Here is a 22,335-nt window from a genome sequence, read left to right as displayed (position 1 = left end):
ATTTGTTCGGCGCCTTTTTTGTCTTCGATGCGCAGTTCGTTGTAGCCACCGCCGCCCGGGGAGCTGAGGGTTTTGAAGACGCTGCGGGTTTTGTTCGCCGGGAGGGCGTACGGCACCGGGTTTTCCTTGTGGTACAGGCAGCCGGTGACCAGTGGCTGGTCGGGGTCGCCTTCGAGGAAGGTGACGAGGACTTCCATGCCGATGCGCGGGATGGAGATGGCGCCATAGCGGTCGCCGGCCCAGGAGCTGGAGACGCGCAGCCAGCAGCTGGTCTTGTCGTCGGCCAGGCCTTCGCGGTCCCAGTGGAATTGCACCTTGATGCGGCCGTATTGGTCGCAGTGGATTTCTTCGCCTTTGGGGCCGGTGACCATGGCGGTCTGGCTGCCGAGCACGCGGGGTTTCGGGTGCTCCAGCGCGGGGCGGTAGAACACGTCCCACGGGGTGGCGAGGAAGGTGTTGCGATAGCCCTGGTGGAAGTCGTCCTTGTTGTCGGTGGTGTCGCTGGTCACCGACTCTTCGAGGACTTGCGGCTGTTTGCCTTCGTGGAAGATTTCGGTGAGCAGCCACAGGTCGTTCCACTCGCTGCGCGGGTGGTCCGACATTTCCATGAAGTGGCCGCTGACGAGTCTGGTCTGGTCGCCGCGACCTTCGGCCTGGCGGTAGTCGGCACGGTGGCGTTCGAGGGCGCGCTGGCTGAGGAACTTGCCGCGCGCGCGGTCGATGAAGCGGCCGGGGTAGTCGTAGTCTTCCAGATCCGGTTCAGCGTTTTTGCTATCGAGAGCGCCGTCCGGTTTGTACGCCGCCTCCATTTGCAGGCGCGGTTTCTCGAAATCGTAGTCGCGGCGGGTGGTGCGGCTGGTGCGGGTTTCCAGGCGCAGCTTGAAGCCTTTGATCACCGGCTCTTCGGCGACCATGCCGCTGCCCTGCACGTACGCGGTCGGTTGGCCGAGGTTCGGGAATACGGTCTGGTCATCGCCGAACACCAGCAGGTGGCCTTTCTTGCTGTGCTGGAAGTGGTAGTGAATGCCTTCTTCTTCGCACAGGCGCTGGACGAAGTGCAGGTCGGTTTCGTCGTACTGCACGCAGTAGTCGCGATCCGGGCACGGCTGGCTGAGCTGGAAGCTGTAGGCGTTGCCCTTGATGCCGTGCTCGTCGAGGATCAGCGCGATGATTTTCGGCGCCGACATCTGCTGGTAGATGCGCTGGTTGGTGCGGTGATGCAGGTATTGCAGCTGCGGCACCAGCGAGACTTTGTAGCGGGTCAGGCGCTTGCCGGCATCGCCCTGGGCGACGCGGTAGATCTGGCCGTGGATGCCCGAGCCCTGCGGATCGAGGGCGAGGAACGCCTGTTTGTGCAGGAGTTTTTCCAGGTCCAGATCCGGGTTTTCGCTGACCAGTTCCAGGTCGAAACGAAACGGCTGGCTGATGCCTTCGGTGCCGGTGAACGACAGCACTTGCAGGTCGCAAACGTAGTCCTCAACGGTCAGGCTGAAGTGCGTTTCGTTGGCTGGACTGAACATTTGACGCTCCTTGAGGTGAAACTGAATCTCCTGAAAGTTCTAACCTCGGCGAAAGCCTGATCCAGAACCGAGTCGGATCATAAAGGCTTAAAGTTGCGCAAAAAGTTGCGCACATGCCCTGAAAGCCGCGGTTCATAAGGCCTGTTCGAAGTTGCTACGAGATGTTTCTTGGCAAAGTGATATCACTTTTGCTGATATTTCCACGTGATTGTGGATCCCGTCAGGCGATAGAGTGGAGCGCTGACAGCAACCTGAACGCAGGAAACGAGATGGCAACGTTCTACGACGCGCGCGGCAATATCTACGGCGTGGTTTCACCCCTACAGGTACGTGAGGCGGGCATCGACCTGCCGGCCAACGCACAAGAGGCGGCGTCATCCAGAGCTATCTGGAGCGAGCAGGCCATCGCGACATTCTGCCAATGGCCTGATTCAATCCGGCCCGCCGGTGCCAAACATCATCGCAGCGATGGCTTGCTGATCGGCCCGTTTCAGTCCTCGGCACCCTTTGATCTGCTGATCGTCAACACCGACGGCACGCTGGCCGAGCGCAGCGGCAACGGTCTGACGATTTTTTCTCAGGCGCTGCTTGAGCAGGGGCTGATGCCAGAGCAGGGCGCATCGTTGCAGGTGCATCACGACAAACAGGATGCGCAGTCGCCCGTGCCGATCTCGGTCAAACCGGCTGAGGTCGCGGGCGTGCAGGGCTTCTGGCTGGATCTCGGGCAACCCGGATTCGGCCCGGCAGCCGTCAGTGCGCTCGGCGTTGAACCGGTGCCGTTCAACGGTGTGGAAACCAGCCGTGTCAGACCGTTGGCGCAGCTCGATCCCGCCTGGACGCACAGTCAGTTCGTGCGCATCGGCAATCCACATTGCGTGACGCTGGTGCAGGATGAAGCGGCATTGCCAAGCAACGCGCAGATGCTTGAATCGCCGCTGGCGGACAGTCTGAGCGCCATCGCCTACGCCATGCCCACCGGCGCCGGCCAGCCCTGTCCGGCGGGGGTCAACCTGCAATGGGCGACGCGCGCCGGCGATCAACTCATCGTGGCGAGGGTATTCGAACGGGGCGAAGGCCCGACCGCCTCATCCGGCACCAGCGCCAGTGCGGTGGCGAGTGCGGCGTGGCGGGTGGGCTGGGTGTCAGCGGGAGAGGTGCAGGTGGTGATGCCCGGCGGAACCGCGCCGATCCTGCTGGAGGAGCGCGACGGAGAACTACTGCGAGTGCGCCTGTTCGGCACGGCGCACACGACAGAAAAGTGAAGTCCCTTTCATGATCGTCCCCCCGGGAACGATGGATCCCTTGGGCTTTACTGTGAGCCGGTTCGAGGCGGTTGTCGCCTGTCAGATCTGACAGGCTGGCTCTTTCGATTCGCGATAAAACCGGCGCGAGCAATAACCGCCACTCAACCCTCCACGAACTCCACCACCGGCATCTGCCGCTTCATCAGCACCTCGCCATTGCGGATCGAGTACAGCGGCAGGCCCTGGCTGCGGATCACTTCGTAGTCGCTGTCCGCCGACAGGATCAGCAGGTTGGCCGGGCGGCCCTGTTCCAGACCGTAGCGTTCGCCAAGGTGCATGGCCTTGGCGCTGTTGTCGGTGACCAGATCCAGCGCGCTCTGCAGGTTGCGGTAGCCGAGCATGTGGCAGATGTGCAGGCCGGCTTCGAGTACCCGCAGGATGTTGCCGTTGCCCAGCGGATACCACGGATCGACGATCGAATCCTGACCAAAGCAGACGTTCATGCCGGCTTCGAGCAGTTCGTTGACGCGGGTCACGCCGCGGCGTTTCGGGAAGTTGTCGAAGCGACCTTGCAGGTGAATGCTTTCGGTCGGGCAGGAGACAAAACTGATCCCCGAATGGCCGAGCAGGCGGAACAGTTTGGCGCAGTAGGCGTTGTCGTAGGAGCCCATCGCGGTGGTGTGGCTGGCGGTCACGAGAGCGCCCATGTCGCGGCTGCGGGCCTCTTCGGCCAGCACTTCGAGGAAGCGCGAATGCGGGTCGTCGGTTTCGTCGCAGTGCACGTCCACCAGGCAGCCGGTGCGCTCGGCCAGATCCATCAGGAACTTCACCGAGCTGACGCCTTGGTCGCGGGTGTACTCGAAATGCGGAATCCCGCCGACCACATCCGCGCCCATACGGATCGCTTCTTCCATCAGCTCGCGGCCATTGCGGAACGACTCGATGCCTTCCTGAGGGAACGCGACGATCTGCAGGTCGATCAGGTGACGGCTTTCCTCGCGCACTTCGAGCATCGCCTTGAGCGCGGTGAGTTGCGGATCGGTGACGTCGACGTGGGTGCGCACGTGCTGAATGCCGTGGGCGGCGAGGGTCTGAATGGTTTTCTTCGCCCGGGTCTTGGTGTCTTCCTGGGTGATGGTGACCTTGCGCTCGCCCCAGCACTCGATGCCTTCGAACAGCGTGCCGCTCATGTTCCAGCGCGGCTCGCCGGCGGTCAGGGTGGCGTCGAGGTGAATGTGCGGCTCGACGAAGGGCGGCACCACCAGATTGCCACCGGCGTCGAGGTCGTCGGGGCCCAGGGTCGGCGCTTCGGTCTGGCGCGCGATGCTGCGGATCAGGCCGTCTTCGAGGTGCAATTCGTGCAGACCTTCCTGGTTGCGCAGTCGGGCGTTGATGATGTGCATCGGGCGAATCCTTTTATAGATCTTGTAGAGGGGCGGTCGCGTTGCGGGCGCCGAGCAGGCCGGTCACTGCGATATACGTTAACGCGGCAACGGCGATGCCGACCAGCGGCGCGACCCACGGCGAGCCGAACGCCGCGACCGTCCCGGCCGCGTAGGCCGCAAGCCCCGGCCAGTTGAACGCCGGTAACCGTGCGTCGGCCAGTCGCGGATAACGCCCGTGCCAGCGGAAGAAAAAGTCCGCCATGATCACGCCGCCAATCGGCGGGATCACCGTGCCGAGCAGGATCAGATAAGGCACCAGCATGTCGTACATGCCCAGCAACGCGAGCGCGGTGCCGATCACGGCGCCGGCCAGGGTCACGGTCTTGCGGCGACCGGTGCGCAGCAGGTTGCAGCCGGCGACGGCGAAGTTGTAGATGGTGTTGTCCTGGGTACTCCAGATGTTCAGCAACAGCATCGCCATCGCCGCCATGGCGAAGCCCTGCAACAGCAGCACTTCGACCACGTCGGGCTGTTGATAGACGATCGCACCATAGGCACCGATCAGCACCATCAGGCCGTTGCCGATGAAAAAACCGATCAGACTGGCCAGCACCGCGACCCGTGCCGAACGGGAAAAACGCGTCCAATTGGTGGCCTGGGTCGCGCCGCTGACGAAGGTACCGAATACCAGCGTGATGGCGGTCGACCAGTCCAGCGAACCGCTGGGCACGACGCTGAGCAAACCGTCGAGGCCGCCGACTTTCACGGTCGCAACCCACATCGACAGCATCAGCAGCAACATCATTGCCGGCACCGCGATGTACGACAGAATTTCCAGCCCTCGATAACCGACATACGCCGTGGCGCAGAACACTAGGCCGAACAGCACCATCAGCCCCAGCACCGTGGCTTCATTCAGATCGAAATACTTGCCAAGTACCACCGCCGCCGTTGCGGTGCCCCAGGCGTACCAGCCGATCTGGGTGAAGCCGAGGATCAGGTCGCTGAGCTTGCTGCCGACTTCGCCAAAACAGAAGCGCCCCATCAGCACCGAATTCAGCCCGCTCTTGAAGGCGATGTAACCCAGGCCTGCGGCGTACACACCGAGCAGCAGATTGCCGATGACGATGACGGCGAGCATTTCGCCAAAGTTGAACGCCACGCCGAGCTTGCCGCCGGCAAACATGGTCGCCGTGAAGAAGGTAAACCCCAGCAGCACCATCGCTGTGGAGGCCAGGCCTTTGCGCGCGTGCATCGGTACTTCACTGAGGGGGTAATCGTTGCCGGGATCGTTTTGCGTCATGGGGGCGTTCCTTGCTGGAAGGGGGAGGACGCGAAGAGGTTGCAGCGGTCGTGCCAAACGCGATGTTGCGAGTATTTATAGACGAGGCACGGATGATCGGCGCGAAAGCAGTGCATCGGGCGCCGCATCGAACCATGTGGGAGCAGCTGTTCCCACAGAGTCACGGGATTGGATCAGAGGAACCGCAGCAGCGCGGCGACTATGGCTTCAGGCGCATCTTCCTGCACCAGATGCCCGGCATTCGGAATCGGATGAAATTGCGATTCTGGAATCATCTTGTGCAACTCGCGTCCGCGTTCGATGGGAATCCACTGATCGTCCTCGCCCCAGAGAATCTGCACCGGGCAGCGGATCGTCGGGTACAGCGGCTGCGCCTCCAGCGTGTAGCGCTGATCCATCTGCGCGATCTGCCGGTAGAACGCCGCTTGCCCCGGATCGCCCAGCCACGGCTGCACGTACGGCGCCAGTTCATCATCGGGAATATCCCGCTGGATCGCCCCGCGGATATAGGTCGGGACGATGGCGCGCTGGATGTAATCCGGCAGGCCGCTGAACGCCGCTTCATGCTGACGCACGTGCTGCACGAACGGTGAGCCCCAGGGCGTCAGCGCCACCGGGTCGATCAGGGTCAGGCTGCGGTAATCCTTGCCGTTGAGCAGGTGCGCGCGCAGCACGGTGGCGCCGCCGAAGTCGTGGGCGACCACGTCCGGGCGTTGCAGATTCCAGTGATCGAGCAACTGAACGAGCAATTCGTTCTGCACACCGAGGGATACATCGGCGTCCGGTTGCTCGGACTGCCCGTAGCCCAGCAAATCGAAGTAATGCACCCGATGCGTGGCGAAAAAGTGCGGCGCGATGCGGTGCCACACATAAGAAGAGAAGGGCGTGCCGTGCACGAACACCAGCGGCGGGCCGTCGCCCCGCACCCCGTGGCGAATCTGTCGCCCGTTGAAATCAAAGATCTGATCCAGCAGCCAGTCCCTCATGGGCCTGTCCTCTTGGCGGGTTCGAGCCAAAAAGCATAGGCGTAAAAAAACCACCGGTCTCGGTGGTTTTTTTGTGTCGCGGGAATTACTCGCCGCGATAGATGCAACCGCTGGTGCAGGTCTCGTGGATGCGGATCGCACTGAGTTCCGGCAGCAGGGGCTTCAATTCATTCCAGATGAATTTGGCCAGCACTTCGCTGGTCGGGTTCTCGAGGCCCGGAATGTCGTTGAGGTAGTTGTGGTCCAGACGCTCGTACAGCGGCTTGAAAATCGCTTTGATCTCGGAGAAATCACGGATCCAGCCGGTGTGCGGATCGAGGTCGCCGCTCAGGTGAATCGCCACTTTGAACGAGTGACCGTGCAGGCGTCCGCACTTGTGGCCGTCCGGTACGTGGGGCAGGCGGTGGGCGGATTCGAACGTAAATTCCTTGAAGATTTCCACAGTGATTTCAGCTCTGTTCAGATGGCGTTCGCCGCAGCGAATTCGGGCAGGCGGCGAGTTTATCAGCTTGTTCCCGGCTGTGCTGACTAAAGGGTCAGCAAGCGCTCGGCGAGGCGACCATTGGCAGTCAGTTCAAGGAACTCATCACCCAATCGGCGACTTTCGTCCATCGCCGCGCGCCAGTATTTCTGCCGGCTCGGCGCATCGCCCATGAAGCGTTTGAAGTCGTTACGGTCGGGGAGTTTGCCGTAGGGCAGGCGCGCCAGGTATTCCTTCGATGGCGCCAGCAACAGCACGTCCTGCAAACGCTCGACCGAAGCTTTGCGCCACGGCAGGGTCTTGTCGAACCAGCCCGGAATCACCCGGTCGGTGAAGTGCGGATACAGCACGATGCCGTCGCCGCTGTAGGGCAGGTCGAGGTGATAGTCCAGCAGACCGCCGTCGCGGAACGTGCCGGCACCGGCGCCCGGCAGGTCGCGCACGCCTTCCATGACCATCGGGATCGAACCGGACGCCAGCAGCGCCTGACGCAGGTTGCCGGCATCGAGGGCGACGAAACGTGACGGGAAGTCATTCAACGCATGCACCGGCGGCGCCAGGCGCGGGTCGTGGATGATCAGCCGTTCGAAGTGCCGCGACAGCCGCGCCCGGCCCCGCAGGTTGTCGGCGATCACCGAGCCCAGCGCCAGCCCGAGCCGGCCGCGATGGTCGTCCGCCAGCCCGCCGTGGCTTTTGACCACCATGATGTTCAAGCGGTAATGGGCGTTGGTCAGAAGGCTGGTGTCGCGGCCGTCGAGCAGGTCATCGAGCATGCGCTGCGAACTGCGGCTGACGTCGCCGATGGTCACGCCTTTGTTGAAGTTCTGCTCGGTGTACAGATGACCGAGGCGGCGGATGCCTTCGGCGGCGTCCGGCAGACAAGCGCTGGCGAAGCGCCAGGAACCCACCGACGCACCGATCAGCGAACGCTCGCGCGGCGCCGCCGGCAGCCACTCGCCGAACAACGCCAGATCCAGCCCCTGAATCCCCAGCGCCTTCGGCCCACCGGCAGCACCGGGCAGGGTGCCGACGTCGGCGGCGTTCAGGCCTTGGGCACGAATGCGCGCCATGGCCCGGGGGCCGGCCTTGAGGGTGAGGGAAGGGAACTTGATGTGAATGGCGGTCATACCGGTCTCGATCGTTAGCAAGCGAAAGATTATAAGCACATGTTGCCGTGGCTGCAGGAGCAGACCCCATGATGGCCATTCAGTTTCAGTTAAGTTCGCACCGTTAAGGTGCCGCCCGTAGCGACACATAAAAATACGGAGACACCATGAAAACCCTGACTGCCCTGACCATTGCCTCCATCATCGGCCTCACCGCCGGCACCGTTCGCGCCCGCGATCTCGGCCCGGATGAAGCCCTGCGCCTGCGCGACGCTGGTACTATCGTCTCCTTCGAGAAGCTCAACGCCACCGCGCTGGCCAAACACCCGGGTTCGACGATCACCGACACCGAGCTGGAAGAACAGTACGGCAAGTACATCTACCAGATCGAACTGCGTGATCCGCAGGGGCTGGAATGGGATCTGGAACTGGATGCGGTGAGCGGGCAAGTGCTCAAGGATCATCAGGATACGTAATGAAGGTTAATGTTCGCGCCACCCGCCGTACGGCATTGGCGCTGGTGATGTTTTGCTCGACGGCGATGGCCCGCGACCTGGGGCCCGACGAAGCCCTCAATCTGCGCAAGCAGGGCGTGATCCTGCCGCTGGAGCAAGTGCTGCAGCAGGCGATGGACCGTTATCCCGGCGCGAAACTGCTGGAAGTCGAGCTGGAAGAAAAACACGACGTCTACATTTATGAAGTCGAGTTGCTGACCGTCGAAGGTGTGGCCCGCGAGCTGCACCTTAAGGCCGATACCGGCGAACTCGTGAAAGACAAGGAAGATTGACCGATGCGCTTGCTTCTGGTGGAAGACCACGTACCGCTGGCTGACGAACTGCTCGCCGGCCTGCAACGCCAAGGCTACGCGGTGGACTGGCTGGCGGACGGACGCGATGCGGTCTATCAGGGCAGCAGCGAGCCCTACGACCTGATCGTCCTCGACCTCGGTCTGCCCGGCGTGCCGGGGCTTGAGGTGCTGGCGCAATGGCGCGCCGGCGGTCTGACGATTCCGGTGCTGATCCTTACCGCCCGTGATTCCTGGGCCGAGCGCATCGAAGGCCTGAAGGCCGGTGCCGACGATTACCTGACCAAACCTTTCCACCCGGAAGAACTGTATTTGCGCATCCAGTCGCTGCTGCGCCGTTCCAAGGGCCAGGCCAACCAGCCGACGCTCAAGGCCGCCGGTCTGCACCTGGACGAGGGCCGTCAGTGTGTCGTGCGCGACGGTGCCGATATTCAACTGACCGCCGCCGAATTCCGTCTGTTGCGCTACTTCATGCTGCACCCGGAGCAGATCCTCTCCAAGAGCCACCTCGCTGAACACCTCTATGACGGTGAAACCGAGCGCGATTCCAACGTGCTGGAAGTCCACGTCAATCACCTGCGGCGCAAGCTCGGCAAGAGCGTGATCGAAACCCGTCGCGGCCAGGGTTATCTGTTTGGCGGACAGGCTTCGTGAGATCGATCCAGCGCCGCTTGAGTCTGGGGTTGATCAGCGTGCTGGTGGTCGTCGGCGTACTGCTGGCGCAAACCAGTCTGTGGTTGTTCGAGGTGGGATTGCAGCGCTATCTCGAAGCCGGCTTGCGTAACGACAGCGAGAGCCTGTTGGTGGCGCTGGTTCGCGGGCCACAGGGTTTGCAGCTGGATGAGCGTCACTTGTCGCCGGCCTATCAGCGACCGTTTTCCGGGCATTACTTCCGCATCGATTTCGCTGACAGCCATTGGCGCTCCCGCTCGTTGTGGGATCAGGATCTGCCGTTGCTCGAACGCTCCGGTCTGCACAGCAATCTGCAACTGGGGCCGGACGGTCAGCAATTATTGGTGCTGCGTTCGGACTATCGACGGCTCGGCCAGTCGATTTCCATCAGCGTGGCCCAGGATTACACGCCGGTGCGCGAGAGCTTCCAGCGCATGCGCCAGATCGGTCTCGGCCTCGGGCTGGCCGGGTTGCTGCTGATTCTGTTGCTGCAACGCCTGACCGTGCGCCGCGCGTTGCGTCCGCTGGAAAAGGCTCGTGAACAGATCGCCCAGTTGCAGCAGGGCCAGCGTTCACAACTCGATGAACAAGTACCGGCGGAGCTGGAACCGCTGGTGGCGCAGATCAACCATTTGCTGGCGCACACCGAAGACAGCCTCAAGCGTTCGCGCAATGCCCTGGGCAATCTCGGGCATGCGCTGAAAACCCCGTTGGCGGTGCTGCTCAGTCTGGCGTCGAGTGAAAGGCTCGACGCGCATCCGGAACTGCGCAAGATTCTCAAGGAACAACTGGAGCAGGTTCAGCAACGGCTGAACCGCGAGCTCAACCGTGCGCGGCTCTCTGGCGATGCGTTGCCGGGAGCGCTGTTCGATTGCGACGCCGAGCTACCGGGGCTGCTGTCGACGTTGAACATGATCCATGGCGAGCATCTGGAGTTGAGTTACGTGGCACCGCCGGGCCTGCAATTGCCGTGGGATCGTGAGGATCTGCTGGAACTGCTTGGCAACCTGCTGGACAACGCTTGCAAATGGGCGGATGCCGAGGTGCGGTTGAGCGTGGTCGAAACGGCCGAAGGTTTTGTGCTGAGCGTGGAGGATGACGGGCCGGGGATTCCCGAAGCGCAGCGGGCTCAGGTGTTCAGCCGTGGGACGCGGCTGGATGAGCAGACCCATGGGCATGGGTTGGGGCTGGGGATTGTGCGGGATATTGTCGAGACGTGGGGTGGGGTTTTGGTGTTGGGGGAGAGTGAGTGGAGTGGGTTGAAGGTGGAGATTCAGTTGCCTCGGCGGTAGCCTTCAAGAGCCCCCCTCACCCTAACCCTCTCCCGGAGGGAGAGGGGACTGACCGAGGTGGATGTTCGAGTCTCACCGACTTGATATATCGAGGTGTACTCAGGCTCCGATAGCAACGGAGATCTGCTCCCTTTCCCCCTCGCCCCCTTGGGGGAGAGGGATGGGCGGGCGGCGTTCCGATGAGGGGGTAAGCTCTTGATCTTCAGCAATCCCGAGTCAAACCCGAAACTGATCCATCAAACTCTGCTGCTGATTCGCCAGGCTATTGAGCGACTGACTCACCCGCGCCGATTCATTCGCCTGTCCCGAGAGCGACTCCGTCACATCACGAATCGTCGCCACGTTGTTGTTGATCTCCTCGGCCACCGCGCTCTGCTCTTCGGCAGCGCTGGCGATCTGCAGGTTCATGTCGCTGATCACCGTCACCGCATCGCCGATCTGGCGCAGCGCGGTCACGGCCTGGCCGACCTGTTCGACACTGCCCTGGGCCTGGCGATGGCTGTTGCCCATCGAGCCGACCACGTCCTGGGTTCCGGTCTGCAATTGCTCGATGACCTGGCGGGTTTCTTCCACCGACTCTTGAGTGCGGCGGGCGAGGTTGCGCACTTCGTCGGCGACCACCGCAAAACCACGTCCGGCTTCACCGGCACGGGCCGCTTCAATGGCGGCGTTGAGGGCCAGCAGGTTGGTCTGTTCGGCGATGGCGCGGATGGTTTCCAGCACGGTGCCGATCTTCTCGCTGTTGGCGGCCAGGCCTTCGACCTGCACCATCGCCGCGCTCATGTCGGCGGCGAGGGTGTCGATGCTGGCGGTGGTGCGGTCGATCACGGTCAGGCCCTGACGGGTGGCGCGGTCGGCATCCTTGGCCGCTTCGGCGGCTTGTGCCGCGCTGCGGGCCACGTCCTGAGCGGTGGCGCTCATTTCGTGGGACGCGGTGGCCACCTGATCGACCTGACGGTATTGCTGCTCCATGCCGGCGCTGGTCTGAGTGGCGATGGCCGAAGACTGATCGGCGGTGTTGCGCGCATCCTGCACCGAGCGTTTCACCTCGGCGATGATCGGTTGCAGCTTGTCGAGGAAGCGGTTGAACCAGCCGGCCAGTTGACCGAGTTCATCCTTCTTGTCGTAGGCCAGACGGCGGGTCAGGTCGCCTTCGCCGCTGGCGATGTCTTCCAGCATATGGGCCACGCCGAGGATCGGTTTGGTCACGCTGCGGGCCATCAGCCACACCAGCAGCAGGCCGATCAGCGCGGCGAGCACGCCCAGGCTCAGTTCGATGAGGGTGCCCGAAGTGTTGCTGGCATCCAGTTGTTGCTTGAGCGCTTCGGCGCGGCTTACCAGCACCTTTTCCGGCACATCGAGCAGCACGCCCCAGGACGGGCCGCCGGGAATCGGCTGGAACGGCGACAGCACTTTCAGTTGCGCGTTGCTGTGCAGGCTGCTGACGGCGTTGCTCGAAGCGAGCAGGCGCAGCAGCTCGGCGCCGCTGGTGGTGTCCACGGCATCCAGGCGCTGGCTGAGTTTATTGGCGTCCGGGCTGTAACCGGCGAGCAGGCCGGCGGGGCTGATGATGCTCACGGCGGTCTGGCCGTCATAGAGCTTTTTGCTGGCGCTCTGGCTGATCGCTTGCAGGCTGTTGAGGTTGATGTCGACCGACAGCGAGGCGATGACTTTGCCGTTGACCATCAACGGGAACACGATGCTGGTCATCAGCACCTTTTGCCCGTCGATCACATAGAAGTAGGGTTCGATCACGCACGGCTTGAGCGTGGTGCGCGGGCAGGTGAACCAGGCGTTGGCGGCCTGGCCGCTGGGGCCGGTGCTGGTGTCGGTCATGTCGCTTTCCGGCAGCGCCATTGAGGTCACCTTGCCTGGGGTCGGTTGCGACCAGTACAGGGCGAAGCGGCCCTTGTCGTTGCTGCCCAGTTCAGCCTGACCGGCAAACAGTTCGTCCTTGCCGTCCAGCGCGTTGGCTTCGAACACCAGCGACAGGCCGAGCAGATCCGGATTGGCCTGCAGCGCCGATTTCACCTGACGAGTCATGTCTTCGCGCAGGTCGAAGGCATCGAGGAAGCGCTTCTCGGCCTGTTCGCGCAGGAACAGCACCTGACGCGAGAAACCGTGGCCATATTGATAGGCGTCCATGAACTGCTGGCGAATGCCCGCTGCCTGGACTTCGCCCTGGGATTCAATGCGGGCCTGGGCCGACTCGGTGAGCATTTCCATGCTCGAAGCTTTCACCAGTTCGGAACTGTGCTCCATGCGATACAGCGAAAGACCCACCAACAGGGTCACGATACCGGCCAGGCAGAGCCCGGCGAGCAGGGTGATTTTCCATTGGATGGAAAGTTGTCTGAGTGACATGGAAACGTCCTTATTCGATAAATATCTGAGACTTTGCACTGTAACGGCCGCGTTTCAGCTTTCTTTATGGCGTAAATGCAATAGGGCGAATTGACGCATGTTGTGGCTGATATGCCCTGTTCAGCGGATTGATCATGGAAAGTTACACAGTGTTGCGACCAGTCGCTTTGACACTGCGCCCGCGCTGCGGCACAGTGCGCGCCCTTCTAATAAGACCCTCTATGCAAATCCGCTGGCGACCCTCGTGGCTTGTCGGCCGGACTCATCCTGTCTGGCGGTGAATGGCTTTACCGTCGTGTTTTCGAGGTAGTGAAATGAATGCAGTGATTGCTGCGGTCGGCGTCATGCTGATCCTCAGCCTGTCCCGTGTGCATGTGGTGATCGCATTGATCGTCGGTGCGCTGGTTGGTGGCCTGACCGGTGGTCTGGGCATCGACGCCACGCTCAAGGCCTTCAACAGCGGCCTGGGTGGCGGGGCGACAGTGGCGTTGTCCTACGCGTTGCTCGGCGCTTTCGCCGTGGCGATTGCCAAGTCCGGCCTGGCCCATGCGCTGGCCGACAAGGCTCTGGCGATGGTCGACCGCCAGCATGCGACCGGTGGCGGCAGCGTCAAATGGATGCTGATCGGCCTGCTGTGGGTGGTGGCGATCGCTTCGCAGAACATCCTGCCGATCCACATCGCGTTCATTCCGCTGCTGGTGCCGCCGCTTCTCTATGTACTGACCAAGCTGCAACTGGACCGCCGGTTGATCGCCTGCGTCATGACCTTCGGCCTGATCACGCCGTACATGTTCCTGCCGGTTGGCTTCGGCAACATTTTCCTAAACGAGATCCTGCTGGCCAACGTTGCCCGCAGTGGCGTGGACATCAGCGGGATCAACGTCACCCATGCCATGGGGATTCCGGCGCTGGGCATGCTGGTGGGGCTGGGCATCGCCTTTATCAGTTACCGCAAGAAGCGCGTATACGACCTGGGAAAAATCGAGCAGGTCGAGCAGGTGGCGGTGCAGTACAACCCGCGCAGCCTGTTGATCGCCGGTGTCGCCATTGCCGCAGCCTTCATTATTCAGTTGCTGCTGGATTCGATGATTATCGGGGCGCTGGCCGGTTTCCTGATCTTTTCGGCGTCGGGCATCGTCAAATGGCGCGAGACGGATGACTTGTTCACCGAAGGCATGAAAATGATGGCGATGATCGGCTTCATCATGATCGCCGCGTCCGGATTCGCCGAAGTGATGAAGGCCACCGGCGAGGTGCAGACGCTGGTCGAGTCGTCGGCGTCGTGGATCAATCACAGCAAGGGCATCGGTGCGTTGCTGATGCTGCTGGTCGGTCTTCTGGTGACCATGGGCATCGGCTCGTCGTTTTCCACGGTGCCGATTCTGGCGGCGATTTTTGTGCCGCTGTGCGTGCAACTGGGCTTCAGCCCGATGGCGATTGTCTGCATCGTCGGCACGGCCGGTGCCTTGGGCGATGCCGGTTCGCCCGCGTCAGACTCGACCCTCGGCCCGACCTCCGGGCTGAACATCGACGGCCAGCACCATCACATCTGGGACACCGTGGTCCCGACTTTCCTGCATTACAACCTGCCGCTGCTGGCGTTTGGCTGGGTGGCTGCGATGGTCCTCTGACGTGATCGTTCCCATGCTCTGCGTGGGAACGCCTCTTGTGACGCGCTGCGTCACGCTTTGGGACGCGGAGCGTCCCGGGCTGCATTCCCACGCAGAGCATGGGAACGATCAGCCGCAGAGCGTGGGAACGATCTGAGGTAAACCTCAACTTTTGGTTTCGCGTGCCGTTAAAGCCTTTAACCACGCCAATAAAACCAAAAGAGTGAGCCCCCATGCGCCTGAGTCTCAAGGCTAAAGTCCTGTCCCTTGCCGTCCTTCCGGTGCTGCTCTTTGCGCTGGTGATCAGCGTGACCACGCTGTTCATCCTCCAGGAACAGGCGCGCAATGAAGTCCAGCAGACCCGCGAACGCCTGCTCGGTGACGCCAAAGCCACGCTGGCCAGTTACGTCGCCGTGGCCATGACCACCATCAAACCGCTTTACGACGCCGCCGTCCCCGGTGACGCCGAGGTGCGGGCGCAGGTGATCAAGCTGCTTTCGAGCATCAAGTACGGCAAGGACGGCTACTTCTTCGGCTACGACTCCGAGACCGTGCGCCTGTTCAAGGCCAACGACCCCGAAGGCGTGGGCAAAAGCTTCAAGGACAACCGCGACCCGAACGGCGTCTACGTCAACCGCGACCTGGTGAAAGTCGCGAAGGACGGCACTCACTACCTGCAATACAGCTCGCCGCTGCCGGGCAACGCGCAAGTGCTGGTGCCGAAACTCGGTTACACCGAATACCTGGCGAAGTGGGACATGGCGGTCGGTACGTCGGTCAACCTCGATGGCATCGAAGCGCAAGTGGCGGTGGTCGAGGCCAAGGTGCAGGAGCGCATGCAGGGCGTGGTGCTGAGCATCGTCGGCGTGGCGGTGGTGGTGCTGCTGGTGATCGCGGCGGCGGGGATGCTGCTGGCCAACACCATCCTGCGACCGCTGACCCTGATGAAAGCCAACCTCGATGACATCGCGGCGGGCGAGGGCGACCTGACCCGGCGCTTGACCATCACCAGCCAGGACGAACTCGGCGAACTGGCCGGCTCGTTCAACCGTTTCGTCGACAAGATCCACGGCCTGGTGCGGCAGATCACCGAGATGACGTCGCAACTGACTGGCTTGGTGACGCAAGTGTCGGATCAGGCCCAGCGCTCCGATCAGGCCATGGAACGTCAGCGTCACGAAACCGATCAGGTCGCCACGGCGATCAATGAAATGTCCGCCGCCGCGCAGGAAGTCGCCAAGAGCGCACAGAACGCCGCCGTCGCCGCGCAGCAGACCGACGAAGAGGGCCAGACCGCCAAGCGTGTGGTGGCCGGCAGCATCAAGCAGATTCATGCGCTGGTGGACGACATCCGCAGCAGCGGCGTGTCCCTCGACAGCCTGCAGCAGGACGTGTCGTCGATTGTCGGCGTGCTCGGGGTGATTCGCTCGATTGCCGAACAGACCAACCTGCTGGCACTCAACGCCGCCATCGAAGCCGCCCGGGCCGGCGAGGCCGGGCGCGGGTTTGCGGTGGTGGCGGACGAGGTGCGGGCACTGGCTTCGCGCACGCAGATCAGTACGCAGGAAATTCAGGGCATGATCGACCGCTTGCAGGCGGGTACGCAGTCGGCGGTTGAAGCGATGCGCCGTTCCAGCGAGGCGGGTGACGGCACGTCGGCCCAGGCCAATCAGGCGGGGGCTTCGCTGGATGCGATGGCGGATCTGATTGCGACCATCAACTCGATGAACGCGCAGATTGCCAGTGCCGCTGAAGAGCAGACGGCGGTGGCCGAAGAGATCAACCGCAGCGTGCACCAGATTGCGGTGGCGGTGGATAACGTGGCGGATGAGACACAGTTGGGGGCGCAGACCTCGCGCAGTCTCGCGGAGTTGGGGCAGCGGCTTGGGAAGTTGGTGGGGCAGTTCCGGATCTGACCCCCAAAGGCCCCCTCACCCTAACCCTCTCCCGGAGGGAGAGGGGACTGACCGCAGTGTCTTGCGTCATACATCGACCTGAAAAATCGTGTCGATTATGGATTCACAGCCGATCGCTCATGTCGGCGTATCTCTCGAATATCCCCCGTTCGGTTCCCTCTCCCTCCGGGAGAGGGCTAGGGTGAGGGCTGGCTTTTGACTTTGGCGAGCTCAGGGTCTGTCCCAGTAGGGGACTTCGCCAAAGCACTCGATAAAAAAGTCGATGACCGTCCGCACCTTCACCGACAACCGCCGGCTCCCCGGCCACAGCACCGCAATCTGCTGCGGCTCGACACTGTTCGACACCTGATAATCCCCCAACACCGGCACCAGCGTGCCCTCGCGCACCGCCTCGCCGATCAGCCATGACGGAAACATCACCAGCCCCAGCCCTTGCACAGCGGCCTGGGTCAACGTGTCCGCATGGTTGCCGGTAATCGGGCCCTTGACTGCATAGGGTGTCCACTCGCCCTGACCCTGACGGAAGAACCAGCGCTGCTGACCGGTCGCGCCCTTGTAGGCCAGGCACTGGTGGCGGGCGAGGTCTTCGGGATGCCGGGGCGTGCCGAAACGCTTGAGATACGCGGGACTGGCCGCGACCTGAAACCGGTGCGGCGCGAGGATCCGCGCCTGCATGCTTGAGTCGTGCAGCGGGCCGATGCGAAACAGCAGATCGGCGCCTTCCTGCAGCGGATCGATGTAGTGGTCGGTCTGCTGGATATCCAGTTGCAGCTTCGGATAGCGCTCGCACAAACCGCCGAGCCATGGCGTCAGGTGGCGCTGGCCGAACACCACCGGGGCGTTTATCCGCACCAGGCCGGTCGGCTCGCTTTGCTGTTCCTGCAACGCCTGTTCGGCCTCTTCCAGTTGTACCAGCACCAGCCGGGCGTGGTGGCCGAGCATGCGCCCGGCCTCGGTCGGCGTGACCGCGCGGGTGTGGCGGTAGAGCAGTTGCTGGTTCAGCGCCTGCTCCATCAACTGGATCTGCCGGGAAATCGAGGAGGGCGCCACGCCCTCGCGGCGGGCGACTTCGGAAAAACTGCCGTGGTCGAGCACCGCCACAAACAGCCTTAAAGCCTTGAATCCCAGTTCGTTGAGCCCGTGCATCGTCTGTCCTGCTGTGCGAGTTGCGCAAAAGTGTTGTCCGGATGCTCCCATTTATCGCACAGCTGCGCCAGCCGATAATCCGCGCCATCGTTTCCTTCAGAGGTTTTTCAGATGCAGTCGTTTGATGAAGTGAGTGCCGCGCCGGCGCCGGTAGCGCGGCCTGGTTTGCGTTTGTTGCTGTTGCCGCTGGTGATTCTGGCTGGCATGGGTTTGTCGGTGGAGGCGGGGTTGCTGGGGCCGTTGGGTGAGCAGGTCGGGCATTTGTGGGCGACCTTGAGCATCTTCGGGGTGGGCTCGGCGATTCTGTTTTTGTTGTTGCTGTTTGCGGGGCCGCAGAAGGGGCCGGCGCTGATCGATCTGCCGCGCTGGCAGTTGATCGGCGGTTTTCTGGGGCCGATGTATGTGGTGGTGTTGACGCTGGCGACGCCGCATATCGGGATTGCGATGACGATGATTGCGATTTTGTCGGGGCAGGTTGGCAAGAGTGTGTTGATTGACCATTTCGGTTGGTTTGGGGCTACGCGCAAGAAGGTCAATGCTGAGCGGTGGCTGGCGTTGGGGTTGATTGTCGCGGCTTTGGTTTTGATTGCGCGGGGGTGAGTGATGAGTCTGGTTATTTTGTTGGCGGTGGTGGTGTTGGCCGGTGCGGTGTTGAGTGTGCAGGCGGCGATCAATGGGCGGTTGGGGGAGACCGTTGGGGTGTTGCGCAGCAGTTTGTTGACGTTTGTCGTCGGCGCTGTTTCTACGGGGTTGTTGATTTTGTTTTTTGAGCCTGCTCAGGCGGTGAGTTTGCTGGAGGTGCCGAAGTGGCAGTTGAGCGGGGCGCTGTTTGGGGTGGTTTATATGATGGTGATGGTGGGGGCGGTGCCTCGGGTGGGGACGGCTGTGGCGACGGTGGCGGTGATTGTCGGGCAGTTGGGGATGGGGATGTTGATTGATAATTTTGGGTGGTTGGGGAATCCGGCGATTGAGCTGTCTTCTAGTCGAGTTTTGGCGATGGTTTGTCTCGGGTTGGCGCTGGTTTTCATGTATCGCAGTAGTGTTCGGGGTTCTGATTGATTGATTGAGTGAGTGAATATCCGTTTCTTCGGGTGCGGCTGCTGGCGGTTTCGCTCTTACAGCGAGTCACTTTGGCAAACGCCCCAAAGTAACCAAAGGTCTTGGGCCCTGACGTTCGGCACCTCGCTGTGGCTCGGTGTCCCTTCGCTCCGGAATTGATCCGGGGGCATCGCCTACGGTTTGCTTCGCTGCACCTCCTCTCGATGCATGCGGCTGCGCCGCACGGTCGCTGCGCTCCCACCCCCGGATCAATCCCTCCACTCAGCCTGCCGACGGGCCTTGAGATCAAAAGCGGTACTCGAGCTAACGCTCATCGTGGTGAGTGGTGGGGGGATGGTTGAAGGGTGAGTGGTTAGTGGTGAGTGGTGTGGGTTGGGAGGTTAGGTGGTTTTCACGTTCTACACTGGTAGCACGGCTGTTCTTTCGGCCTCAGACAACCACCACCGAAGGAGTCTGTTCCATGTCAGATAGAAAATGCGATTGTCCGGGATGTCGTTGTACGATCAAGGAGGGTGAGCATTCTTATGTGGCGCACGGGAAGCATTATTGCTGTGAGGCCTGTGCGCATCATCACAAGAGTGGTGAGGAGTGTTCGGGCAAGGGGTGTCAGTGTGCGCATCCCAAGTAATCTCGGGTATGGAATAAGTGGAGCCTAGTCGGGCTCCACTTCCAGTTTCAGGCTGTCGTCGTCCAGGCGTTCGGTGTGGCGGACGTTGCCGTGCAGGCGGCGGCCTTCGACGTTGACGACGATGGTTTTGGCCTGTTCAAGGTCTTCCGGCAAGGGGGCCGGGACGCGCAGGGCGAAGCGGTAGGGGTCGTTTTCGACGGGTTCCAGGCCAACCGGGCAGTCGACGCTTTTGGTGATGCGGCCAAAGAGGGTGTCCAGGCCGTAGTCCAGGTGCGCGGGGCTGTTGATGGTTGTCATGTGTAATCCCCCGAAATAGTTCCCGCCTGCGCGCAAGCTTAGCTGGCCGGTCGCCATGTGACGTTTTCCACGCCGAATTTTTCTGCCATCGGCTTGCTGGTCTTTTGCACTTTCTCCCGGCCGAAACGCGGGATGCGGCCGACCCCTGCGTCGCAGCTTGCCCAGTGCCACGCCTCGGTGTTGTCCATTTTGTCCGAGCGGATAATGAACGACTTTGGCGCGCCGTGAAGGGTGTAATCGATGACGTACAGTTTTGCGTTGTTCATAAAGCCCATCTTCCTCCCTGTGGTAATAGAAGGATCGCTGGGCTCCGGGAAAATTCACTCGGATTGTCCGACGGTATCTATCAATGGCGAGGTTCCGGTCGGACTGGTTACCATAGTGCTTCCGCCAACCCCGATGAACGCTCGCCATGGCCCTCGCTGCACCCCCCGATCTGAGTGATACCGATGTGCCGGTGCAACCGCTGGCGCGTACGTATCCGCGTGGTCTGTTCATCGAGCCGCATGAGCATGTCTGGGGGCAGTTGCTGTATGCGATGAGCGGGGTGATGTGGGTCGAGACCCCCCACGAGGCGCTGGTGGTGCCCCCTCAGCGGGCGGTGTGGTTGCCGCCGGGGGTGCCGCACGGGATTCGGGTGGTGTCGGATTTGCAGATGCGCAATATCTACCTGCGCCCGGCGCTGGCGGCGACGCTGGATCAGACGGTGCAGGTGATCGAGGTCGGCGGGCTGCTGCGCGAGTTGATTGTCGGTCTGGTGGCGCAGGGCGACAGCGGTGATGCCGAGTATTACGAGGCGCTGGTCGGGCTGGCGCTGCTGGAGCTGAAACGCGCAAGGCGTTCGCAGTTGAAAATCCCGTTGCCGGACGACGCCGACCGGCGGCTGATGAGTCTGTGTCAGGCGGTGATGGCCGCGCCGTCGCTGGATATTCCTTTTGAACAACATGCCGAAAACGCCGGGGCCAGCGTGCGCACCCTGGCGCGGTTGTTCAAGGAAGGGCTGGGCATGGGCTTTGCCGAGTGGCGACGTCAGGTGCAATTGGCAACGGCGGTGGCGGAGTTGATTCAGGGCGTGCCGGTCAGCGCGATTGCCCGGGAGCTGGGTTATTCGCCGAGCAGTTTCAGCGACATGTTCCGTCGGGAACTGGGTGTCGCGCCTTCGCAGTTCGACGGCGGGCCGCTTGCCGGCTGATTTGGCAGAAATTCAGAAGTCCTTGGCCGATGCCGGTCGCCGCCTTTCCCTAGACTCTACCCATTCCTTTTTTGTGGCGGAGTGATCCCATGAATTACCTGATTTCACTGGGCGTCGGTCTGGGTGTCGGCCTGCTGTATGGCGCGCTGGATGTCCGTTCTCCGGCGCCGCCGACCATTGCGCTGGTGGGCCTGCTGGGCATGCTGGCGGGCGAGCAGTTGTGGCCGATGGGCCGGCAACTGGTCAGTGGCTGGCTGTCCTGAATCCTGTCTTTTTCCTTCGGTGGAGATTTCCATGAAAGCACTGCAATTCGATAAAACCGGCGACCTGTCGTCCCTGCGCTTCGTCGAGGTGCCGACGCCGGTGCCGGGCGCTGACGAGGTGCTGGTGCAGATCAGGGCCGCGGGCCTCAACCCCAGCGACGTGAAGAACGTGCTCGGGCGTTTCCCCTACACCACGTTGCCGCGTATTCCCGGTCGGGACTTTGCCGGGGTGGTGGTCGAAGGGCCGCAGGCGTTGATCGGTCAGGAGGTCTGGGGCACCGGGCGTGAGCTGGGCTTTTTCGCCGATGGCTCCCATGCGCAGTTCGTCAAACTGCCGGCCAGTGGCGTGGCGCATAAACCTTCGCACCTGAGTTTCACCCAGGCCGCCAGCCTCGGCGTGCCTTACACCACAGCGTGGGATGCGCTGGAGCGCAGTCTGGTCAGCGCCGAAACCCGTTTGCTGGTGATTGGCGGCGGGGCGGTGGCGACGGCAGCACTGGCGCTGGCCAGGGTGCGTGGCGCGCAGTTGCTGGCGGCGGCGCGGCGGCCGGAGCAAGTCAAGGATTTGCAGGCGCAGGGTTATCAGACGATTCAGCTGGATAAACCCGAGGATCTCGGTGCGCAGGTCAACGCGGTGTATCGCGGCGGTGCCGACGTGATCTTCGACACCACCGGGTTCTGGCTGCCAGCGTCGGTGCCGGCGTTGGCACCGTTCGGGCGGATCGCGATCATCGCTGCGCCAGTCGATGGGCATGTGCAGTTGCCGGCGCTGGCGCTGTATCGCAAGGGCGGTTCGGTGGTCGGCATCAACTCGTTGCTGTATGGCGTTGAAGCCTGCGCGGCGATGCTGGAACAGTTTGGCCGGTTCTTCGACGAAGACCTGCTGCCACTGCCGCAAGGGCTGGTGGAAGCGCCGCTGGCCGAAGGGCTGGCGCGCTATGCCGATGTGAATCAGGGCAGTGGCGACAAGGTCATCCTGATTCCCTGAGCGACACCAATGCATTAGATCGTTCCCACGCTCTGCGTGGGAATGCCTCAATGGACGCTCTGCGTCCGCTCTTTGGGA

The 22,335-nt window shown here is 62.3% G+C and carries 23 protein-coding genes; 13 read left to right on the top strand and 10 right to left on the bottom strand.

The window, feature by feature from the left end; translation table 11 throughout:
• Positions 1-1,520 (bottom strand): type VI secretion system tip protein VgrG (locus GQX66_RS17760; protein WP_240870230.1); only part of this gene is annotated, 1,520 nt, incomplete at its 3' end.
• A 269-nt stretch (positions 1,521-1,789) separates the two neighbouring features.
• Between GQX66_RS17760 and GQX66_RS17755 the strand changes: the two genes are divergently transcribed.
• On the top strand, positions 1,790-2,782 hold the full coding sequence (locus GQX66_RS17755) for a diaminopimelate epimerase (RefSeq protein WP_240870229.1): 993 nt from the start codon (positions 1,790-1,792) through the stop codon (positions 2,780-2,782).
• Positions 2,783-2,925: 143 nt separating this feature from the next.
• Here the strand turns inward: GQX66_RS17755 and codA are convergent, their stop codons facing one another.
• The 5 genes from codA to GQX66_RS17730 form a co-directional block, all read right to left on the bottom strand.
• Complete coding sequence (gene codA, locus GQX66_RS17750; protein WP_102688663.1) at positions 2,926-4,167, bottom strand: cytosine deaminase; 1,242 nt, start codon at positions 4,165-4,167, stop codon at positions 2,926-2,928.
• Positions 4,168-4,180: 13 nt separating this feature from the next.
• Positions 4,181-5,452 carry a cytosine permease gene (codB, locus tag GQX66_RS17745; RefSeq protein ID WP_240870228.1) on the bottom strand — a complete coding sequence of 424 codons (1,272 nt, stop codon included), beginning with the start codon at positions 5,450-5,452 and terminating at the stop codon, positions 4,181-4,183.
• A 173-nt stretch (positions 5,453-5,625) separates the two neighbouring features.
• Positions 5,626-6,438 carry an alpha/beta hydrolase gene (locus tag GQX66_RS17740; protein WP_240870227.1) on the bottom strand — a complete coding sequence of 271 codons (813 nt, stop codon included), beginning with the start codon at positions 6,436-6,438 and terminating at the stop codon, positions 5,626-5,628.
• An 85-nt stretch (positions 6,439-6,523) separates the two neighbouring features.
• A complete protein-coding gene (queD, locus tag GQX66_RS17735) occupies positions 6,524-6,880 on the bottom strand; it encodes a 6-carboxytetrahydropterin synthase QueD (RefSeq protein ID WP_007955941.1) in 357 nt (118 codons plus the stop codon).
• Positions 6,881-6,966: 86 nt separating this feature from the next.
• Positions 6,967-8,046, bottom strand: a complete 1,080-nt coding sequence (locus GQX66_RS17730; RefSeq protein WP_240870226.1) for a patatin-like phospholipase family protein — start codon at positions 8,044-8,046, stop codon at positions 6,967-6,969.
• Positions 8,047-8,192: 146 nt separating this feature from the next.
• Here GQX66_RS17730 and GQX66_RS17725 point away from each other — a divergent pair, with 146 nt between their 5' ends.
• Genes GQX66_RS17725 through GQX66_RS17710 form a run of 4 tightly spaced genes read left to right on the top strand, consistent with a single transcriptional unit; the run spans position 8,193 to position 10,794 of the window.
• Positions 8,193-8,501 (top strand): PepSY domain-containing protein, encoded by a 309-nt coding sequence (locus GQX66_RS17725; RefSeq protein ID WP_102718759.1) that lies wholly within the window; start codon positions 8,193-8,195, stop codon positions 8,499-8,501.
• Positions 8,501-8,812 (top strand): PepSY domain-containing protein, encoded by a 312-nt coding sequence (locus GQX66_RS17720; protein WP_039770259.1) that lies wholly within the window; start codon positions 8,501-8,503, stop codon positions 8,810-8,812. Before GQX66_RS17725 ends, GQX66_RS17720 begins: the two co-directional genes overlap by 1 nt.
• A gap of 3 nt (positions 8,813-8,815) precedes the next feature.
• Complete coding sequence (locus GQX66_RS17715; RefSeq protein ID WP_011335105.1) at positions 8,816-9,484, top strand: response regulator transcription factor; 669 nt, start codon at positions 8,816-8,818, stop codon at positions 9,482-9,484.
• Positions 9,481-10,794 carry a sensor histidine kinase gene (locus tag GQX66_RS17710; protein ID WP_240870225.1) on the top strand — a complete coding sequence of 438 codons (1,314 nt, stop codon included), beginning with the start codon at positions 9,481-9,483 and terminating at the stop codon, positions 10,792-10,794. The genes GQX66_RS17715 and GQX66_RS17710 overlap by 4 nt, the downstream gene beginning before the upstream one ends.
• 216 nt (positions 10,795-11,010) lie before the next feature.
• Here GQX66_RS17710 and GQX66_RS17705 read toward each other — a convergent pair whose 3' ends face one another.
• Entirely contained in the window at positions 11,011-13,158 is a 2,148-nt protein-coding gene (locus GQX66_RS17705; protein ID WP_240870224.1) for a methyl-accepting chemotaxis protein, read from the bottom strand.
• A 314-nt stretch (positions 13,159-13,472) separates the two neighbouring features.
• On the opposite strand from GQX66_RS17705, the gene GQX66_RS17700 reads away from it, so the two are divergent.
• On the top strand, positions 13,473-14,789 hold the full coding sequence (locus GQX66_RS17700) for a Na+/H+ antiporter NhaC family protein (protein WP_240870221.1): 1,317 nt from the start codon (positions 13,473-13,475) through the stop codon (positions 14,787-14,789).
• A gap of 212 nt (positions 14,790-15,001) precedes the next feature.
• Positions 15,002-16,684 (top strand): methyl-accepting chemotaxis protein, encoded by a 1,683-nt coding sequence (locus GQX66_RS17695; protein ID WP_240870219.1) that lies wholly within the window; start codon positions 15,002-15,004, stop codon positions 16,682-16,684.
• Between the two features lie 210 nt (positions 16,685-16,894).
• Here the strand turns inward: GQX66_RS17695 and GQX66_RS17690 are convergent, their stop codons facing one another.
• Complete coding sequence (locus GQX66_RS17690; protein WP_240870218.1) at positions 16,895-17,830, bottom strand: LysR family transcriptional regulator; 936 nt, start codon at positions 17,828-17,830, stop codon at positions 16,895-16,897.
• A 111-nt stretch (positions 17,831-17,941) separates the two neighbouring features.
• Here GQX66_RS17690 and GQX66_RS17685 point away from each other — a divergent pair, with 111 nt between their 5' ends.
• The 3 genes from GQX66_RS17685 (at position 17,942) to GQX66_RS17675 (ending at position 19,517) form a co-directional block, all read left to right on the top strand.
• On the top strand, positions 17,942-18,430 hold the full coding sequence (locus GQX66_RS17685; protein ID WP_240870216.1) for a DMT family transporter: 489 nt from the start codon (positions 17,942-17,944) through the stop codon (positions 18,428-18,430).
• A 3-nt stretch (positions 18,431-18,433) separates the two neighbouring features.
• On the top strand, positions 18,434-18,889 hold the full coding sequence (locus GQX66_RS17680; protein ID WP_240870214.1) for a DMT family transporter: 456 nt from the start codon (positions 18,434-18,436) through the stop codon (positions 18,887-18,889).
• Positions 18,890-19,349: 460 nt separating this feature from the next.
• Positions 19,350-19,517, top strand: a complete 168-nt coding sequence (locus GQX66_RS17675; protein ID WP_240870212.1) for a metallothionein — start codon at positions 19,350-19,352, stop codon at positions 19,515-19,517.
• A gap of 24 nt (positions 19,518-19,541) precedes the next feature.
• Here the strand turns inward: GQX66_RS17675 and GQX66_RS17670 are convergent, their stop codons facing one another.
• Positions 19,542-19,814 carry a hypothetical protein gene (locus GQX66_RS17670; RefSeq protein ID WP_064597964.1) on the bottom strand — a complete coding sequence of 91 codons (273 nt, stop codon included), beginning with the start codon at positions 19,812-19,814 and terminating at the stop codon, positions 19,542-19,544.
• Positions 19,815-19,852: 38 nt separating this feature from the next.
• Entirely contained in the window at positions 19,853-20,080 is a 228-nt protein-coding gene (locus GQX66_RS17665; protein WP_011335095.1) for a DUF6555 family protein, read from the bottom strand.
• A 146-nt stretch (positions 20,081-20,226) separates the two neighbouring features.
• Here GQX66_RS17665 and GQX66_RS17660 point away from each other — a divergent pair, with 146 nt between their 5' ends.
• The 3 genes from GQX66_RS17660 to GQX66_RS17650 all read left to right on the top strand — a co-directional run bounded on the left by GQX66_RS17660 (position 20,227) and on the right by GQX66_RS17650 (position 22,257).
• Complete coding sequence (locus GQX66_RS17660) at positions 20,227-21,006, top strand: helix-turn-helix transcriptional regulator (RefSeq protein WP_240870210.1); 780 nt, start codon at positions 20,227-20,229, stop codon at positions 21,004-21,006.
• Positions 21,007-21,095: 89 nt separating this feature from the next.
• Positions 21,096-21,269, top strand: a complete 174-nt coding sequence (locus GQX66_RS17655; protein WP_007958996.1) for a DUF1427 family protein — start codon at positions 21,096-21,098, stop codon at positions 21,267-21,269.
• 31 nt (positions 21,270-21,300) lie between these two features.
• Complete coding sequence (locus GQX66_RS17650; RefSeq protein WP_240870208.1) at positions 21,301-22,257, top strand: zinc-binding alcohol dehydrogenase family protein; 957 nt, start codon at positions 21,301-21,303, stop codon at positions 22,255-22,257.
• The last annotated feature ends 78 nt before the right edge of the window (positions 22,258-22,335 follow it).

Origin of the sequence: Pseudomonas sp. B707 (assembly GCF_022496685.1) — a bacterium.
GTDB lineage: Bacteria > Pseudomonadota > Gammaproteobacteria > Pseudomonadales > Pseudomonadaceae > Aquipseudomonas > Aquipseudomonas paraglycinae.
The sequence above is the reverse complement of the archived record's forward strand: the minus strand, read 5'-3'. Positions and strand labels throughout refer to the sequence as shown.

Excerpts from the sequence above, each read along its gene's own strand:
- GQX66_RS17725 (WP_102718759.1), top strand. The coding sequence starts at position 8,193 with ATGAAAACCCTGACTGCCCTGACCATTGCCTCCATCATCGGCCTCACC.
- GQX66_RS17675 (WP_240870212.1), top strand. The coding sequence starts at position 19,350 with ATGTCAGATAGAAAATGCGATTGTCCGGGATGTCGTTGTACGATCAAG.
- GQX66_RS17660 (WP_240870210.1), top strand. The coding sequence starts at position 20,227 with ATGGCCCTCGCTGCACCCCCCGATCTGAGTGATACCGATGTGCCGGTG.
- GQX66_RS17740 (WP_240870227.1), bottom strand. The coding sequence starts at position 6,438 with ATGAGGGACTGGCTGCTGGATCAGATCTTTGATTTCAACGGGCGACAG.
- GQX66_RS17700 (WP_240870221.1), top strand. The coding sequence starts at position 13,473 with ATGAATGCAGTGATTGCTGCGGTCGGCGTCATGCTGATCCTCAGCCTG.
- codB (WP_240870228.1), bottom strand. The coding sequence starts at position 5,452 with ATGACGCAAAACGATCCCGGCAACGATTACCCCCTCAGTGAAGTACCG.
- GQX66_RS17685 (WP_240870216.1), top strand. The coding sequence starts at position 17,942 with ATGCAGTCGTTTGATGAAGTGAGTGCCGCGCCGGCGCCGGTAGCGCGG.
- GQX66_RS17720 (WP_039770259.1), top strand. The coding sequence starts at position 8,501 with ATGAAGGTTAATGTTCGCGCCACCCGCCGTACGGCATTGGCGCTGGTG.
- GQX66_RS17670 (WP_064597964.1), bottom strand. The coding sequence starts at position 19,814 with ATGACAACCATCAACAGCCCCGCGCACCTGGACTACGGCCTGGACACC.
- GQX66_RS17755 (WP_240870229.1), top strand. The coding sequence starts at position 1,790 with ATGGCAACGTTCTACGACGCGCGCGGCAATATCTACGGCGTGGTTTCA.
- GQX66_RS17695 (WP_240870219.1), top strand. The coding sequence starts at position 15,002 with ATGCGCCTGAGTCTCAAGGCTAAAGTCCTGTCCCTTGCCGTCCTTCCG.
- GQX66_RS17705 (WP_240870224.1), bottom strand. The coding sequence starts at position 13,158 with ATGTCACTCAGACAACTTTCCATCCAATGGAAAATCACCCTGCTCGCC.
- GQX66_RS17680 (WP_240870214.1), top strand. The coding sequence starts at position 18,434 with ATGAGTCTGGTTATTTTGTTGGCGGTGGTGGTGTTGGCCGGTGCGGTG.
- codA (WP_102688663.1), bottom strand. The coding sequence starts at position 4,167 with ATGCACATCATCAACGCCCGACTGCGCAACCAGGAAGGTCTGCACGAA.
- GQX66_RS17730 (WP_240870226.1), bottom strand. The coding sequence starts at position 8,046 with ATGACCGCCATTCACATCAAGTTCCCTTCCCTCACCCTCAAGGCCGGC.
- GQX66_RS17665 (WP_011335095.1), bottom strand. The coding sequence starts at position 20,080 with ATGAACAACGCAAAACTGTACGTCATCGATTACACCCTTCACGGCGCG.
- GQX66_RS17655 (WP_007958996.1), top strand. The coding sequence starts at position 21,096 with ATGAATTACCTGATTTCACTGGGCGTCGGTCTGGGTGTCGGCCTGCTG.
- GQX66_RS17650 (WP_240870208.1), top strand. The coding sequence starts at position 21,301 with ATGAAAGCACTGCAATTCGATAAAACCGGCGACCTGTCGTCCCTGCGC.
- GQX66_RS17690 (WP_240870218.1), bottom strand. The coding sequence starts at position 17,830 with ATGCACGGGCTCAACGAACTGGGATTCAAGGCTTTAAGGCTGTTTGTG.
- GQX66_RS17715 (WP_011335105.1), top strand. The coding sequence starts at position 8,816 with ATGCGCTTGCTTCTGGTGGAAGACCACGTACCGCTGGCTGACGAACTG.